Here is a 17,698-nt window from a genome sequence, read left to right as displayed (position 1 = left end):
TTACCCTTTTAAAAAGTACGCTTGGCTTTTGTTCAGTTTTCAAGGAACATTCCGTGCTGCTTATCTCTCAATCAGCAACTTTTATATCTTACCACATCAACATGTCGGTGTCAACAACATTTTTCATTTGGCTTTTCAAACAAATCATATTATTAATCAGCGACCTTTAGTATTATAAAGACCTTAGATTAAAAAGTCAACACTCTTTTTTAAGAATAGGACATGCCAACCGGCAATAAATGAATATTATCAGGATTCCTTCGGTTTGTCAATCTCCTTCGGCGAGTCTCAAAGTATATACCGGTCTTCTGTTAATGCATGTAGAAGACGGGCGCCGCGCGTCTCCTCAGAAGCTAGAATCTGTGGGGTTTCACTTGGCTCGCTTTTCCCGCAAGGCGCCAGCGCACCTCGCTGCATGCGAATAACTTTATACTTTCTTATCTAAAAAAAAGATGTCTCAAAATGAGACATCTTTTATTATCTAATCTTTTTTATTTTTTATCGTCACGCACTCTCATTTGTGGGAAAAGAAGCACATCGCGAATCGAGGCGGAATGTGTCAGTAGCATCACGAGACGGTCAATACCGATACCCAGTCCGCCGGTCGGTGGCATGCCATATTCCATTGCTTCGAGGAAATCCTCATCGATGATCTGTGCCTCATCATTACCCGCTTCGCGCTCACGCATCTGCTGTTCGAAACGTTCACGCTGATCAATTGGATCGTTCAGTTCGCTGAACGCATTCGCATACTCGCGACCGCCAATGAACAATTCAAAGCGATCGCTGAATCGTTCATCCTTTGGATCCTTTTTAGCGAGAGGAGATATCACAACCGGATGCCCGGTAATAAACGTCGGTTGAACGATTGTATCTTCAACTTTCTGTTCAAAGAATTCATTAACCACATGGCCGAATGTCATGTCTGGAGCGACCGAGACACCGTGCTCCGCAGCAAGCTGACGTGCTTGTTCATCAGACATCTGCGGCCAGAAGTCGACACCTGTCGCTTCTTTAACTGCGTCAACCATATGCAGGCGACGCCATCCTGATTTGAGATCGATGACGTTGTTCTCATACTCAATCGTCGTTTTTCCCAATACCTTTTCGGCTACATAGGCAAATAGATTTTCCGTCACATCCATAATGTCACGTAGATCATAGTACGACGCGTACAATTCCAGCATGGTGAATTCCGGATTATGCTTGGTATCAATACCTTCATTTCGGTAAACCCGTCCGATTTCATAGACTTTCTCAAAACCACCGATAATCAGACGCTTCAGATGCAATTCAATCGCAATCCGCATATACAGGTCCATATCCAGCGCATTATGATGCGTAATAAATGGTCGAGCCGCCGCGCCTCCAGCGATGGAATGCATCGTCGGTGTTTCCACTTCAAGATAGTTTAAGCTGTCCAAATAGTCGCGGACTGTTTTCACAATCTTACTGCGCAGAATAAAAGTCTGCTTCACTTCCGGATTGACGATCAGATCCAAATACCGCTGGCGGTACCGCTGTTCGACATCTTTCAGACCGTGAAATTTATCTGGCAGCGGGCGCAAAGCCTTGGATAAAATGCAAAAATTCGTGACTTTGATTGAAAGTTCGCCGACATGCGTTTTAAAAACAGTACCCTCGACACCAACAAAATCGCCGATATCAATATGCTTGAAAATTTCATATTGTTCATCGCCAACACTGTCTTTACGGATATATAACTGAATTCTGCCCTCGAAATCCTGAATATCAGCGAAACCCGCTTTTCCCTTACGCCGCTTAGCCATTAGTCTTCCGGCCATAACCACCGCAACGTTCATTTCTTCAAGCTTGTCCGTTTCCGTATCACTGTAAAGCGAACGGATTTTTCCGGTATCGTGTGTGCGTTCGAAACGACCACCAAAAGGATTAATGCCTTGTTCGAACAGTTCACGCAGTTTTTCACGCCTAGCCTGCAACTGATCAGTTAGATCAACTTCCTGAGCCATTTCATCACCCTCCTGCTCTTTTTCCCTGCATACTTTTTACTTGGCTTTGTTAAATTCCGCTGCTGTTTTTAATCGTTTATTGCCATGTGTTCGCTTGCCGCGGGCGCACCGCAAGCCTTCTCGTAAAAGCAAAAGTCTGCGAGACCGGCCTGGCACACTGTTCCCGCAAGGCGCCAGCACACATTGACTTTTGGTCAGAAAAACAACATTAAATTTATACATAGCTTTTACTTTAAAACAGCTGTTTCAATCAATGCTCAGGCCCTTGCCCCCCTCTGGGAAGGCAGCCGGACCTGCCATCGAAGATCGGCTGAAACTTCTATACTTTAGTCTACTAAAAATAAGACTGCCAGTAGGACAACCGGCAGTCTGTTTGCCATTCGAATTATAAAGAATATAACAATCACTGTCAACCGTGTGCCGGCACTGGTTCTTGTTGTGTTGCTTCCGCCGCGAATCTCTTTAGAATCAGACGCAGCTCATCACCGGTTTCACTTAAATTTATCTTTTTCCGGATTTCATTGCCCCCGCGCAAATCCTTCATGTACCAAGCCGCGTGCTTGCGCATTTCCAGAACAGCCAAATGTTCACCTTTCAATTTAGTCAATTGATCAAAATGGAAAAGGCAGACATCGATTTTTTCCTTTGCCGTTGGTTCAGGCGGCAAAATTCCTGCTTCCAGATATTTGACGGTTCGGTAGAGCATCCACGGGTTGCCAAGTGCTGCGCGACCAATCATGACGCCGTCTGCTCCAGTCGTCTCGAGCAGCCGTTTGGCGTCTTGCGGCGTCCGTACATCACCATTGCCAATCACAGGAATGCCGACAGACGCTTTCACCTGACGGATAATTTCCCAATCCGCTTGACCCTCATACATTTGCACACGCGTCCGTCCATGCAGAGCAACAGCTTGACCACCTGCTCGTTCGACCGCCTGGGCGTTCCGTACCGCGTAGATATGGTCATCATCCCAACCTTTACGCATCTTCACCGTCACTGGCTTGTCTACAGCATCGACGACCGCAGCAACCATTTCATAAATTTTATCCGGATCAAGCAGCCATTTCGAGCCGGCATCGCATTTTATTACTTTTGGTACTGGGCAGCCCATATTTATATCAATGATATCAGCGTTTGTATTTTTATCGACAAACTTCGCCGCCTCAACCAGCGTTTCCCGTGAACCGCCAAGTATTTGCAGGCTCATCGGTTTTTCTCGATCATCAATATAGAGCATGTTCATCGTTCTTTTATTGTGGTGGATGATGCCCCTATCCGCAACCATTTCTGCACAAACAAGACCCGCGCCGAATCGTCTGGCGATCAAACGGAAAGCAGAATTACAGACACCCGCCATTGGTGCAAGCACCACACGGTTTTTCATTTCGATCGGACCGATTTTCAGCATCCAATCACCTCTTTCGTTAATATAACCGAGGCCGAACAACTTTTGATCAAGCAAATTTACTATATGTTTCTCATTTCGTCAACTGATATATGAAGCGCCGTGCTTATTTTCACCAGCAGTTCTTCCGACGGCTGCTTATTTTCTCTTTCAATTTCTCCTAAAAGTGATAAAGAGATATTCAAATCCCGTGCAAGCTGTGCTTGCGTATAACCCTTTAATTTTCGAAAAGCCCGTATTTTCCTGCCCCATTGCTCGTTTTCCATAACCGTACGCCTTCTTTCTCCTCAAGCGTCTGCCACAATTCGATCATTGAACGATTGATACCTGGCAAAACCAGGTGCGGCGCAAGCTCCGCCATCGGTTTTAAGACAAATGCGCGACGAGCAATTTCCGGATGCGGCAATGCTAAGCGTTCCGTATGGCTGATCGTCTGATCATAGAGCAATATATCCAGATCAATGGTTCTTGGCCCCCAGTGAATCTCCCTCTTTCGTAGCATTGCTTTTTCGATTTGCTGCACCGTATCAAGCAGAGCAAGGGGTGGCATTATCGTTTCGATCTGTACGGCGAGGTTGAGAAAATCATTCTGTTCAACTGGGCCATAAGGAGCCGTCTCGTAGATCGACGAACAACGAATCACCCGCACGCCGGGGACGTTGTCTAATTGTTCAAGCGCTTGTTTTAAAAAGGATGCACGCGCGCCGATGTTCGATCCCAGGCCAAGATAGGCCATCACGCGCCGTCGCTCGATCGCCACTGCGACAGAAGCATAATGCCCGCGAATGGGCGGATCCGGTTTTATTACCTTTACGCGGCAAGCTTCTGCCAAAGGGAATGTGTGGAGCACAGCAGTGGCAATACGTTCCGCCAGTGTCTCGATTAACTTGCACGGATCGCCTTCGACAATCGCTTGAACCTGCTTGAAAACATCAGCGTAATTAATCGTTCGACTCAGATCATCTGTGCTCCCGGCTGCATACAACTCCGTTTCAAGCGTCAGATCCACGAGAAACCGTTGACCCAATTGCCGTTCCTCAGGCAACGCACCGTGATAGCCATAAAAGCTCATCTGATCAAGAAAAATTTTATCCGGCATCCGATCAGTTCACCTGCAACATTGTATCCATCATTTTGGTCATACGCGCGATTTCCAAGACATCATGAACACGCATGATCTGACATCCCTTGGTCATACCTAGACAAACGGTAGCGCCGGTTCCCTCAACCCGCTGATCAGCACTTAAATTCAACGTGCGACCGATGAATCCCTTTCTCGATGTTCCGAGCAGAATCGGATAGCCGAGCTCATGAAAAGCCTCCAAGTGGTTCATCACATAAAGATTCTGATCATAATCCTTGGCAAAGCCAATGCCTGGATCAAGAATAATATTCTCGGGCCGAACACCGGCTTGGAGCGCGAGATTGATGCTCACCTTCAGATCACGCGTCATCTCCTCGATAATATCTACATACTGATTATTATCACGATTGTGCATCAAAATGATCGGCACATCAAACGCAGCAGCAACATGCGCCATCTCCGGATCCGCTTTAGCACCCCATATGTCATTAATAATATCTGCACCCGCCTCAAGAGCGCGACGCGCTGTCTCGGCCTTATACGTGTCAATTGAAATTGGAATATCCGAATGCGCGCGGATCGCTGAGATAATCGGGATCACCCGACGGATTTCTTCTTCTACAGGCACTGGCTGATAGCCCGGACGAGTGGATTCGCCGCCGATATCAATAATATCTGCACCCTCGCGTTCCATCTCAAGCGCATGCTGCACAGCAAGTGTCAATTCGTTATAGTTGCCGCCATCGGAGAAAGAATCCGGTGTGGCATTTAAAATACCCATTACTGCGGTCTTTTCGTCATAATCAATGGTCCTTCCCCTAACTTGCAATAGGTGATAGGGCGAACGCTCAAACTCTCTCATGTTAAAGGGTCATCCTTCCGCATAAAGTTCACAAGGCCAGTATACCATAGTTCACCTGCAGTCACCGAGGCATAGCTCTGCAGCCACAAGGGCGAATAAGAGTAACCCGGCAAAAAAAGACCGCCCGTCTCCGGACGATCTCTTTGTTTCTGTTGTGTATCAATCAATCTTCGACTTGATAAAGCGGTGTGCTCAGATAACGCTCACCATTATCCGGGATAACAACCACAACTTTTTTGCCTTTACCTAATTTTTTCGCCACCGTCACCCCGCCGTAAAGGGCTGCACCGCCGGAAATGCCAGCCAGAATACCCTCTTTCTTTCCAGCCAGACGTGCATAGTCAAAAGCATCTTCGTTAGAGACATCGATCACTTCATCATAGATCTCTGTGTCAAGCGTATCCGGAATAAATCCGGTGCCGATCCCCTGAATCTTATGCGGACCGCCTTTGCCGCCGTTCAGAACTGGAGAATCTTTCGGTTCAACCGCAAAAATTTTAATAGCATTGAATTTTTCACGAAGGGCTTTTCCGGTACCACTCAAAGTACCACCGGTGCCAACACCCGCAACAAATGCGTCGAGTGTATCAAACGCTTCAGCAATTTCATGCCCAGTTGTTTTATAATGCACTTCTGGGTTTGCCGGATTCTTGAACTGCTGCGGAAGAAAATAGCCTTTTTCTGCGGCAAGTTCCTGTGCTTTGGCAATTGAACCTTTGATTGCTTGAGCACCCGGTGTCAGAATCACCTCGGCGCCATACGCTTTAAACAGCTTCCGGCGCTCGATGCTCATCGTCTCTGGCATAACGAGAATCGCCCGATAGCCCTTAACTGCTGCGACAAGTGCAAGACCAATCCCTGTATTGCCGCTGGTCGGTTCGATAATCGTATCATTAGGTTTCAAAACGCCTTCCTTTTCAGCTGCCTCAATCATTGCCAGAGCAATCCGGTCTTTGACACTACTCCCCGGATTGAAATATTCGAGCTTCGCGTACAGTTCAGCGTCATTTTCTCCGGTTAAATGATTAATCCGGACAATCGGTGTATTTCCAATTAGTTCAGTAACTGAATTTGCAACGGTCATTCTGTTCACTCCTCTTATTGGAACAATCCTTAGTAATCATGTATGATTTATAAATTATGTTAGCAATTATTCATTAGTGCGTCAATGATAAGCACTTATCTTAAAATAATCTTTATTTAGACAAAATGCGCTTTGGTTACTCGCTTGCCGCTAACACCGCGCATCTCCTCAAAAAGCTAGAATCTATGGGGGCTCACTTGGTTCGCTTTTCCCGCAGACATCTCGCGTTTCCTCAGATGAACGAATGAACTGGAGGGACCCGCGTCCAGATGGCCTATCTTCTAATTTTAGGCGTTCAAACGCTCGACCATTGCCATTAGTTCTTGTTCAGAGTACTGATAGGTGTTTCCGCAAAAATGACAAGTTGCCTCTGCTCCATGGTTTTCATCAATCATCGCCTCTAGTTCGCTTCTGCCAAGCGAAGCGATCGACTGCCCAAAGCGTTCTTTGGAACAAGAGCAGAAGAATTCGATTGGTTGCTTCTCAAGCAGTTTGTAATCGCGATCCGGGAACAGATCATTTAAAAGATCTTCCGGTGTCCGTCCAGCGTCGATCAATCGCGAAATTGGCGGGATTTCATTGATTCGCTGTTCAACCTTGGCGATAACCGCATCCTCGGCACCTGGAAGTACCTGAATCAGAAAACCACCTGAAGCTTTAACAGTGTGATCTGGATTAACGAGAACGCCGACCCCGACAGCGGATGGAATTTGTTCCGACTTGGCGTAATAATACGTAAAATCTTCACCAATTTCACCTGAGACTAACGGCACACGGCCGGTAAAATTGTCTCGCATGCCAATATCTTTAACGACGCTGAGAAATCCGGATGTCCCGACGGCCCGGGCGACATCCAGTTTCCCTTTGGCGTTCAGATCAAAGTGAACCTGCGGATTCGTGACATAGCCTCGGACATGCCCATGGGTATCTGCGTCAGCCACAATTAACCCGATCGGACCACCACCCTGAATCGTCACCGTCACTTTTTCCTCGCCTTTAAGCTGCGCGCCCATCATCATCGTTCCAGTCAACGTCCGCCCCATCGCCGCTGAGGCCGTCGGCCAAGTCCCTTGCCTCCGCTGCGCCTCGCGAACAGTTTCCGTTGTGACAGTAGTCAGTACACGTAATTCACCGTTGCAGGCCAATGCCTTTAATAGATAATCACCCATCAGATAACCCCTTTCTTTCCTACACTGTTTCGTTGATAAATCAAATACAGACCTTTCAATGTTAGAAATTTATCGACATAATCAATACTGCCTGTTTCATCGGCAATCAATGTGCAAAGCCCCCCGGTTGCGACAACGACCGGAGGCTTACTTGCCTGCTGTTTCATCCTGGCGACAATGCCTTCCACTTGACCAACATAGCCGAACAGCACACCGGACTGCATCGCATGAATCGTGTTCCGTCCGACGATGTGCGGTGGCTTAGCGATTTCAATACGAGGCAGTTTTGACGCTTTCTCGTAAAGCGCTTCAGTGGAGATGTTGATCCCCGGCGCAATCGCTCCGCCAATATAATCCGCATTTTCATCGATATAGGAATACGTAGTAGCTGTTCCGAAGTCAATCACAATTATCGGTGCTTGATAAGCATGTACGGCGGCGACCGCATTAACAATCAAATCGGCGCCGATTTCTTTCGGATTATCGTACTTAAGCTTCAATCCAGTGCAGACATCCGGTCCGACAATTAGCGGCCGGATCTGAAAATACTTCTGAAACATCCGCTCAAGTGCAAAGAGCAAGGAAGGGACGACGGTTGAGATTGCCGCACCGTCAAAATCTTCGAAGCGAAGGCCGCGGATTGCCAGCAGATTCTGAATTAGCATCGCGTATTCATCTTCCGTTTTCTCACGATCAGTCGCCAAACGCCAGTGTTCCCTCAGCTGATCACCATCATAAGCGCCAATCACAATATTGGTGTTCCCTACATCGCAGACAAATATCATCCGAACCATCCTTTCTCACGAGCATCCGTTCTCCTTCGCCGTCTCATTCAGAAAAACTTGGCTTAGCCAAGTCCTTTTTTAACAATTGCGCTTCGGCTGCTCGCTTGCCACTGGCGCCGCGCCTTTGCTCAGACAAACAAGAATCTGCGGGGGCTCACTTGCTCGCTTCTCCCGCAGGTGTCTCGCTCCTTCGCTGCATTTTTACGCAAAAAGCCTTTTACTTTCTTAAGCTTGAAAAAAAGAGGCACTTCCGCTAGTTGGAAATGCCCCTTCTTTTTTCCTGATGTTTATTTTACAAATTTTTATTCTCTGGGTCTTGCGAGGAATCTTTAGGGGTAATCTCGCCCTTGATCGCTCCGGTGCTCTCATCATCTTTCGGATGAATCGTCACTTTCACATCCGTTGACCCAGCATCCTTTTTCACTTCCGCGTCCTTATGCTCGGTATCTGCATCATCGCTTTTCGCCGAGGCATAACGATTCTTGCTTGGTTCGATGTATTTCCCAGTTTCATAAAGCGATTTGATCTGTTCTTCTTCCAGCGTTTCAACTTTAAGCAGCGTTTCTGCAATCAAATTCAGTTGCTCCTGATGTTCCAAGAGAATTTTCTTGCAGCGTGCATACTGTTCTTTCACTAGCCGCTGTACTTCTGAATCAATCTCAAAAGCAATTGTATCGCTGTAATTCTGATCATTCTGCAGGTCGCGACCAAGGAAGACCTGGCTGTCATTATTGCCAAATTGCAGCGGCCCCAATTTCTCGCTCATACCGAACTCAGTAACCATTCGGCGCGCTAAACTCGTCACACGTTGCAAATCATTGCTAGCGCCAGTCGATACCTCGCCGAAGGTAATCTCTTCGGCTACACGTCCGCCAAGCAAACCGCAGATTTTCTCTAGCAATTCTGGCTTGGTCAACATGCCGCGATCTTCACGTGGCAGAGAAACTGTATAACCGCCTGCCTGACCACGAGGAATGACAGTCACCTTATGCACTTCATCGGCGCCATTGAGCGCCAGTCCGACAATTGTATGACCGGATTCATGGTAGGCAACAATATTTTGTTCTTTTTTCGAGATAACACGCGATTTCTTTGCCACACCGGCAATTACGCGTTCCACAGCTTCATCAATATCTTCCATGTCGATAACTTTTTTATCGGCACGGGCAGCAACGAGCGCTGCTTCGTTTAAAAGGTTTTCCAAATCGGCACCGGAGAAACCTGGTGTCAGCTTGGCAACTGTTTTCAAATCGATATTTTTTGCCAACGGCTTATTACGCGCATGTACGCGAAGCACCGCTTCACGTCCAATAAGGTCAGGACGGCCAACTGGAATTTGCCGGTCGAAACGACCCGGGCGAAGAAGCGCTGGATCGAGAATATCCGGGCGGTTCGTTGCCGCAATGATGATAATGCCTTCATTGGCACCGAAACCATCCATTTCAACAAGCAATTGGTTCAACGTCTGCTCGCGTTCATCATGTCCGCCACCGAGACCGGCGCCACGTTGGCGACCGACCGCATCAATTTCATCAATAAAAATGATACATGGTGAATTCTTCTTCGCCTGGTCGAACAAATCACGCACACGTGATGCGCCGACACCGACAAACATTTCGACGAAATCCGAACCACTGATCGAGAAGAACGGTACACCCGCCTCACCGGCAACCGCTCGCGCAAGCAATGTTTTACCGGTACCTGGAGGACCTTCAAGCAGAACGCCCTTTGGAATTCTTGCCCCTAGTGCGACAAACTTGCGCGGATCCTTTAGAAAGTCGACAATTTCAACAAGTTCTTGTTTTTCTTCATCAGCACCGGCTACATCTTTAAAAGTGACCTTTTTCTTGTCTTCGGAATAAAGCCTTGCTTTGCTTTTTCCGAAATTCATCACACGGCCACCGCCACCCTGAGCCTGGTTAAGCAGGAAGAAGATCAGGAAGAAAATGATCGCGAAAGGTATCAGAGACGTTGCAAATGTAAGCCAACCATTAGCTCGCTCTGCCGGCTTAACATCCAAATTTTTTGTCAAAGCCGTGATATGATCAATCGCTTTTTCACTGGCAGGAATATAAGCCTTGAAAGTTGTGTTTGTGCTCTCACCTTTCAAGTGCCCGGTAACCGCATAAACACTGCCTTCTGGTTGGAGAATGGCCTGATCCACAGTACCTTTTTGCAAATTCTGTTCAAGCGCCGTGTACGTCATCGGCTTCACTTTATTATTGGATTCAGTCAGCCAGCTGACAATTCCAATAATGACTACAAAAATAAACAAATATATGATGATATTCTTAAAAACTCGATTCATGCCTTACCTCCTCCCGCTCTCAAGACAAACCATATTTTATACTACCATACAAAAAAGAATTACCTCAAGCCATTTAACCTCTTCTAACAAACCGCCTGATGTCCTGCCTCAGAACGCCTTCAATGTTCATAAATTTCCGGTTTCAAAATACCGATAAACGGAAGATTACGGTATTTCTCGGCATAATCCAGGCCATACCCGACGAGAAACGCATCGGGAACCGTGAATGCGGTTAAATCAGGATAAATCTTGCTTTTTCTGCCAGAAGGCTTATCAAGCAACGTGACGATTTTAATTGATTTCGCCCGCCGTGTCTTAAATAATTCGACCAGATAGCTCAGTGTCAGTCCGCTGTCGATAATATCTTCGACAATTAAAATATCGCGATTCTCGACAGACGTATCTAAATCCTTTAGAATCTTCACTTCTCCGGAAGAGACGGTTGAATTACCATAACTGGAAACATCCATGAAATCAATTTCTATCGGTATCGTCAGACGCTTGATTAAATCCGCCATAAAAGGCAGCGCCCCTTTAAGTACGCCGATAACCAGAGGGAAACGTCCATCGTACTCCTCTGAGAGAATCTTTCCAAAGTCGTCAATTTTATTCTGTATTGACTGCTCTGTTATTAATATTTCCTTGATGTCTTCAATCATGCCTAAATCCTCCCAAATTTGGCAGCAGGATGAAATGTAATCAGCACTTGATCCGCTTGATTCTCTGCTCCCCCTGTCTGCTGCGGCAAACGCGCTTTGCGAAGCATCGGCAACCATAGAATGGCGCCATCTGCGTCAACGAGCAGTGGCCAGATTTTCCGTTTGTCTCGAGCAATTTTTTGATTGATGAAAAGGCGCTGCACTTTTTGTGTGCCGTCCATGCCGTTGGGAGCCATTCGATCCCCCGGGCGCCATGTCCGAATGCTGAGTGGCAGTCTGAGCTGTGCCATGCTGGTCAGAAAATGATCAGCTGCCGGATGTGTTTCTCGCAGATCCATAGGACCTGCGAGAAACAGGCCTGCCGGTGTAACCGTTTCCCCTGGAATAAGCAACGGGATGCTGTACACATCCCCAGCCGATTGCTCCAGACGACCGATGCGGCACTGTTCGTAGGACAATAAAGCCGATATATTTCCCGGAAAATTGATACTGCCTGAAGCTCGACCGGAACGCAACAGGTGCAGAAGATTTTCAATATGTATGGACTGATGCAAAGGCTTTATTCCCTGCCCATTGTACAGATAAGTTAATATTAGATGAATTATTCTCCTTTGTAAAGGTGAATGACTTGATAAAAATGCGGCAACTGAAAGTGTGATCTCGTGTTTATTTTTACATAAAATAACGTCATTCATCCGTGCTTTCGCCTGAGCAAGCAGAAAGGCTTCATCTTCGGCGAGCCTTTCGCTTTCGTATTGGAATTTTAGGTGAACAAGTGGATTTTCTTGTTTTAAAAAAGGTAGTACATATTTTCTGAAACGATTGCGCGTATGCGCGTCTGATTGGTTCGATGGATCGTTTCTCGGCTGAATCCGCTGCTGCCTACAGTATTCTTCAAGTTCACGTTTCGTATGTGTTAAAAACGGACGAATCAGTTCACTATTGGCAAATGGCCTTCGGATCGGGATACCCGCCTTGGCCATCCCGGCACTGCCGCGCACCTGGTGCATGAGCATCGTCTCTATCTGATCATCGCCATGATGGGCGAGTGCAATCGCATCCGCACGGAATGTAGCAGCGACCTCGCGAAAGACCTGATAGCGCAACAGGCGTGCCGAAGCTTCCACACTCAATTTTTCTCTTTTTGCCAAAGCGGCCGCGTCAACGGTTCGGCCAAAAAAAGGCACGTGGTGCGTCGTACAGAATGCAGCGACATACTGTAGATCTGCCTGACTTTCTTGACCCCGCAGCTGATGATCGACACTGCAAGCCGCAAGCTGCAACGCCCATTCTCGGCGTTTCGCTAGAAAGAAACAGAGAAGCGCCATGGAGTCGGCGCCACCACTAACACCGACGAGAAGCCGCATTCCCCGTCGTATCAGCCTGTGCATCCTGATAAACTGTGTCACGCTCTCTTCAAAAGTCATTGATGATTCCCCCACCACCGGTATGGCTGGCCCTTTTTCTTCAATGGTAGCATACCTTGACACGTCTTTGTTACATTGTATAAACGAGGACGCAGACTATATAGATCGTTAGCATAATCGAAGCTGCTAACCAGGCACTGACCCAACCGTCATTCGTTTTGCTTTTTGCGGTAGCTGAAACGCCGCGTCTACGCATCTGAGTAGACGGCTGTTGCCTCTCCATCGCTTGGCTGACGAGCGCCTGGCGCATCTCTTCCGCGGAAGCATATCTGCCGGACAGTGCCTTGAAAATTATTGATTGATAGGGCACGAGCCGCGAGGCTTCTTTGACTTTTCTCAGCAGCTGGTCTTGAGGATAACCACTTCTTTCAAAGCGACCACCAGTTGCCGCATCGATCAGAATCATCGCGCAGGCAAATAAATCATAGCTTGGCTCTGCCTTCCGCGTGCCCATCCCCCAATAGCCGCGATCGTAAAACTCTGTATATTCTCGGACCGAGCGGCCAATTTTCGTTGCGCCGCCAAAATCGACACAGCGAATCTGGTGCCCCGGATCGATAATTATCAGATTCTCCGGCTTTAAATCAGCAAAAATATAACCGGATTCATGCAATTTCTTCAATTGATTCAATAATTGAACCAAAAAGACAATCGTCCAATCAAACGAGCGTTTCCTCAGAGCTTCGCTGGCTGGCGTGCCTTTTAAATATTCCATTGCACAGAACCCGATCGTCTCTCCGCCGTAAAGCCAATCATCGTTGTCATATAAAGAAGGCCCCAAAGGATTACTTTGGAGCTGTTCAAACTGTTTCAATACATTGACTTCAGCGATTAGCGACGCACGGTCCCTGGCTAATTTAATCGCCATTTTTTTCCCATCTGAAACTGCGAGATAAACCGTACCTTGCGCACCACTACCAATTTTTCTGATCAACTCGTACTGCTTCCGGTGCCATTTACCAATAATCCGCGTGCCTGGATAAAAATTAAAATCTTGGCCCGTCATCGTATGCCTCGTCATCTTGGAAGAGCATCTTCCGCCGTGCTATTTGGCCGAAACTCTTTGTCGCTTCTTTAATCGCCGGTCCAGTCGGCGTCACACCGTGTGTTCCGATTTTTTCAAACGCACGCTCAATTGAATCAAGATTTGGCGACCAAGAAACCACCCTTGTGACAGCCTTTCTTTTCCCAGGAAATAGATAGAGACAATAATTATTGCGACCCATACGTGCTGAAAGACTAAGTGTCATATCCATTAACGCCTCACGCACGGTTGGCAGCTTTGTTTTCATACTGGCACTTGTGTCAACGAGGATACAAACATCAAGATCGACTGTCTCGCCTAATTCATCAACAATTTCCATGACTTTTCCGCGCTTTTCAGGCGGAAGATCTTCAACTGTGCCTGTTTCTCCTAGGATGCCTTGCAATTCCTGATTGATAACACCCTTAATCGTCTGAGTCATCGCTTGCTTCGTAACCATCTGTACCGTTTGCGCCAACTGCCTGGTCTGAACGATTTGACTGATGCCGCCACCGGCTTGAGCAATACTTTCCACTTCCTGAAGCCCGCGGCTATCTTCCGCGTCAAAGTGATCAAGAACGCCAATAACATTGACTGTAATCCCCTGTTCTCTGGCAAGTGCCGCCATCGCTGCCGGGTCCTCACCCTGATTGGAACAGCCATCCGTGATTAATAGAATTTGCCGCAACGTCCCTTTTTTCATGTTTGAACTCCTCCCTGAATCTAGCAATATAATAGACAGGAAAAAGAGTTTCTATACAATTAATCTAAGAAAAGCTTGGCTTTGCAGCAAATGCGCTCCGGCTGCTCATTTGCCACGGGCGATCCGTGAGCCTCCTCAAACAGACTGTAATCTGCGGGGGCTCACTTGGCTCGCTTTTCCCGCAGGCGTCTCGCGCCTGCGCTACATTTTTGGGGCAAAATCTTATACGTTCATATGAGAAAAGCTTGGGCTTGCAATAAATGCGCCCCAGCTGCTCGTTTGACTTGGCCAAGTCATTTCTGCAACAATTGCGCTCTACGCGTTCGCGATTAAATGCAGATTATTGCGCTTTGCTCATCTTTCTAGCACTGAATCCGGATGAGATTGAGGACCACTCCGGCAGATGATGGTGTACCTTTGCAACAATGACGGTCATATCGTCCTCAATGCTGCCTCCAGCCATCCGGATAACTTCTTCAAGCAGGAGATCGGCGATTTCCTGCGGATCATCCGTTTCCAACTCCAGTATTTTCCGTTTGACCCAAGCCTCCTTATTCTCCACTCCCTTCGGCGCATCAAATAGCCCATCACTCATCATAATCAATAAATCACCGGATTTCAGTTGCTTGCTCTGTACATCGACATCGAAATCCTCAATCATGCCGATTGGCAAATTGCCGCCATCTTGCATGATGACATGGTTTCCACGTTTTATAAAACTTGGATTTGAGCCAATCTTAAGAAACGTTGATTCCGCACTCTGCAAATCTATCAACGCCAGATCAAGCGTTGCAAAAATCTCTTCCGTTGTCCGTAGCGAAAGAATCGAATTAATCGATTTAATCGCCAATGTTTCGGGGATTCCAGACTTTAACACTTTTGACAAGAGCTGCAGCGTTTCACGACTCTCGGCATCCGCGCGTTCGCCGTTTCCCATACCGTCACTGATTGCAAGCGCATATTTCCCCGTACCGATATCAAAAAGCGAGTAATTGTCCCCGGAAATAAAACCTCCGCCGCGCGCCGCCGTTGCCACCCCTGTGTCAATATCATAGGTGCGTGCCGATACAAACACCACACGGCTCGGATCGCCAGGCGTGTCTGCCGTCTCTTTTTTCTTTACAACAATACTTTCCCCCAATATGTCCGACAGCAGCGGCGCAATTACTTTTTCGCTGGCACCATAGCAATCGGTCGGCAAAATGATTTCAATATCAATCGCGCCCGCCTCTAAGTTATAGATCTCAACGCTTTCAACGCGTAGCCCAACGGCATTCAGCTTTGCCAGAATCATTTCTTCCTGCAAGTCATGCAGGCCTCTTTCTCGCTTCATCTCGGAAGCAAAGTCACCCATTACCTGCGATACTCCGTGTAGCTGATCAGCAACGAGTCTCCGGCTTTCTTTAACTTTTTGATTCATCTTTTCCTGCATCTCAGCGATATTCCGCTCTCTTTCGATGAGTTCGAGTGTTTGCTGCGGTTTCGCACAATGTGATTGCCAAGCGATGCGTAGCTTGGCATCTTTATATTTATCGCCTTGTTTGTACTGGCTTTTTAAATCAAGCATTAACCGCTGTGTCTGATTAATATTCTTGACCCAACAATTCTGTTTCTTGAAACATTTTTGGCAACTTTGCGCGGTGACGCGGCTTAAAAAAAGATCGTCTTCAATACCTTCGCTTTCAGCAGGCGGATTGAAACTCTTCGCTAGTGTCTGAAAAAGACCAGAGAATTGTTCGATTCGGCTAACGGTTACATCACGTAGTTTACGAATATATTGCTGCTGCTCTTTATGATATTCCCCAGTTCCGGGAATAAAGGAAGCCAAGCTCTGAATCCACGTTTTCGGTGTGGCGATTAGGAGCAGAACGGCAGCGAGCGAATCAAGTACTTGACCGCCAAGCGCTGTGTAACCGTCTCCATAAAGGCCAATAAGCAGTGTCGCGATCATCAGCCCAGCCGCCACCCCGAGTTTACCTGCTTCTTTTAATAAACCGCCGAGAACACCTGAGAAAGCAAGAAGACTCATCTGATAGAGACTGGAAACACTTGCCAAACCAAGAATCAGTCCAACAACAACCCCGACAGTCGACCCAATTGCTGCTCCACCTGCATAAGCGAAGAGTAATAGAACATAGCGCGCAAGTATATGGTCGACAGAGAGTCCCATGGCATGCCAGCCGATCGTTCCGGCAACAATGGATGACAGCAAAATAATAAAACAGATGATTTCTTCATTCTTAAACAGCTTATGATTCGTTTTTGCGGAGAGTAATGGCACACTTTGCATAAAAATCAGTGTTACCAGAAAAGCAAGTGACGCTTCGGCGGCTGCTGTCAGCACGTCGGTTCCGCTCAATGTTAACTGGAAGGCTGCTAGGCAAAGCAATCGAACACCCGCGCAAGTAATAAAGACGATCGCCGGCAACCATTTTGATTCTTGTGCTGCCCATTTAAGGAATAGCTGACGGGTAACAGCCAGAAAAAGCAGTGCCAGAAGTGAGAAAAATCCTTGTTCAAGATTTACTGTGCAGGCACCGGCCACAGCAAACAGCGAGGCCATCCACCTTTTCTTACGATGAAGCCAGAAAACCATAGCGAAGAAAGGGACTGTAAATGGTGTCAGCGTATTTAGAATCACGGCGCGGCCTAATAGAAACCCGGCGACAAGGAAGAAGAGATCGGTACGAAACGCTATACGAACAACAAATTTATGCAAAGCTTTCTGCCAACGAAACGATTTGCCTACTGCTTGATGTCTGGGAGCAAAGGAACCGGCTTGTCCTTCTACAAAACTAACGGATTCTTGAATCATCCATTTCGCCCACCTTCAGTTAGGTATTGTATGATTCATTAAATCATAGATTCGCTTCAAAATTTGTCAGAATTGCGCACCTCTTAATAAAAAGTGTTCGACGTATTTCTGCCCTGTCTGCCAGATTACGGGGTTCCCCGCCAAATAACTAGACGGAGACGGTTCTTAAACATCCCGAATGATGTCTTATTTTTGCTGGATTTGTTAAACTTTCACCTATTTTTTCTGGTATTTTTTTAAGAAAAGCTTGAATTCCCTACAGGCTTCACCAACTTTTTCATCAATTACGCTTCGGCTGCTCGCTTGCCGCGGGCAGGACGGAAGCCTCCTCGAACAGGCAGTTACCTGCGGGGTCTTCCTTGTCCTGCTCTTCCCGCAGGCG

The 17,698-nt window shown here is 47.2% G+C and carries 13 protein-coding genes and 2 pseudogenes; all 15 read right to left on the bottom strand.

The window, feature by feature from the left end; genetic code table 11:
- Positions 1-491: 491 nt before the first annotated feature.
- Positions 492-1,991, bottom strand: a complete 1,500-nt coding sequence (lysS, locus tag JOC27_RS12995) for a lysine--tRNA ligase (protein WP_205007704.1) — start codon at positions 1,989-1,991, stop codon at positions 492-494.
- A gap of 409 nt (positions 1,992-2,400) precedes the next feature.
- Entirely contained in the window at positions 2,401-3,399 is a 999-nt protein-coding gene (gene dusB, locus JOC27_RS12990) for a tRNA dihydrouridine synthase DusB (RefSeq protein ID WP_205007703.1), read from the bottom strand.
- Positions 3,400-3,458: 59 nt separating this feature from the next.
- The gene (locus JOC27_RS12985) at positions 3,459-3,662 is read right to left on the bottom strand and encodes a helix-turn-helix domain-containing protein (protein ID WP_205007702.1); all 204 of its coding nucleotides are present in this window, start codon (positions 3,660-3,662) and stop codon (positions 3,459-3,461) included.
- Positions 3,614-4,117: pseudogene (folK, locus tag JOC27_RS13490) on the bottom strand (2-amino-4-hydroxy-6-hydroxymethyldihydropteridine diphosphokinase); the annotation flags it as partial. The pseudogene folK and the gene JOC27_RS12985, both read right to left, overlap by 49 nt.
- An 18-nt stretch (positions 4,118-4,135) precedes the next feature.
- Positions 4,136-4,495 (bottom strand): annotated as a pseudogene (gene folB / locus JOC27_RS13485) (dihydroneopterin aldolase); the annotation flags it as partial.
- Between the two features lie 4 nt (positions 4,496-4,499).
- Complete coding sequence (gene folP, locus JOC27_RS12975; RefSeq protein WP_205007700.1) at positions 4,500-5,342, bottom strand: dihydropteroate synthase; 843 nt, start codon at positions 5,340-5,342, stop codon at positions 4,500-4,502.
- 163 nt (positions 5,343-5,505) lie between these two features.
- Positions 5,506-6,426, bottom strand: a complete 921-nt coding sequence (cysK, locus tag JOC27_RS12970) for a cysteine synthase A (protein ID WP_205007699.1) — start codon at positions 6,424-6,426, stop codon at positions 5,506-5,508.
- 287 nt (positions 6,427-6,713) lie between these two features.
- Complete coding sequence (gene hslO, locus JOC27_RS12965) at positions 6,714-7,595, bottom strand: Hsp33 family molecular chaperone HslO (RefSeq protein ID WP_205007698.1); 882 nt, start codon at positions 7,593-7,595, stop codon at positions 6,714-6,716.
- Entirely contained in the window at positions 7,595-8,380 is a 786-nt protein-coding gene (locus JOC27_RS12960) for a type III pantothenate kinase (protein ID WP_205007697.1), read from the bottom strand. The genes hslO and JOC27_RS12960 overlap by 1 nt, the downstream gene beginning before the upstream one ends.
- Before the next feature lie 292 nt (positions 8,381-8,672).
- On the bottom strand, positions 8,673-10,688 hold the full coding sequence (ftsH, locus tag JOC27_RS12955; RefSeq protein WP_205007696.1) for an ATP-dependent zinc metalloprotease FtsH: 2,016 nt from the start codon (positions 10,686-10,688) through the stop codon (positions 8,673-8,675).
- A 119-nt stretch (positions 10,689-10,807) separates the two neighbouring features.
- Entirely contained in the window at positions 10,808-11,347 is a 540-nt protein-coding gene (gene hpt, locus JOC27_RS12950) for a hypoxanthine phosphoribosyltransferase (protein WP_205007695.1), read from the bottom strand.
- Between the two features lie 2 nt (positions 11,348-11,349).
- Positions 11,350-12,774 (bottom strand): tRNA lysidine(34) synthetase TilS, encoded by a 1,425-nt coding sequence (gene tilS, locus JOC27_RS12945; RefSeq protein ID WP_205007694.1) that lies wholly within the window; start codon positions 12,772-12,774, stop codon positions 11,350-11,352.
- A 70-nt stretch (positions 12,775-12,844) separates the two neighbouring features.
- Positions 12,845-13,780 (bottom strand): serine/threonine protein kinase, encoded by a 936-nt coding sequence (locus tag JOC27_RS12940; RefSeq protein ID WP_205007693.1) that lies wholly within the window; start codon positions 13,778-13,780, stop codon positions 12,845-12,847.
- The gene (locus JOC27_RS12935) at positions 13,761-14,501 is read right to left on the bottom strand and encodes a vWA domain-containing protein (protein WP_205007692.1); all 741 of its coding nucleotides are present in this window, start codon (positions 14,499-14,501) and stop codon (positions 13,761-13,763) included. The genes JOC27_RS12940 and JOC27_RS12935 overlap by 20 nt, the downstream gene beginning before the upstream one ends.
- A 340-nt stretch (positions 14,502-14,841) precedes the next feature.
- The gene (gene spoIIE / locus JOC27_RS12930) at positions 14,842-17,316 is read right to left on the bottom strand and encodes a stage II sporulation protein E (RefSeq protein ID WP_239530322.1); all 2,475 of its coding nucleotides are present in this window, start codon (positions 17,314-17,316) and stop codon (positions 14,842-14,844) included.
- Positions 17,317-17,698: the final 382 nt, after the last annotated feature.

It is taken from the genome of Sporolactobacillus spathodeae, from assembly GCF_016908935.1.
Taxonomy (GTDB): Bacteria; Bacillota; Bacilli; order Bacillales; family Sporolactobacillaceae; genus Sporolactobacillus; species Sporolactobacillus spathodeae.
The sequence above is the reverse complement of the archived record's forward strand: the minus strand, read 5'-3'. Positions and strand labels throughout refer to the sequence as shown.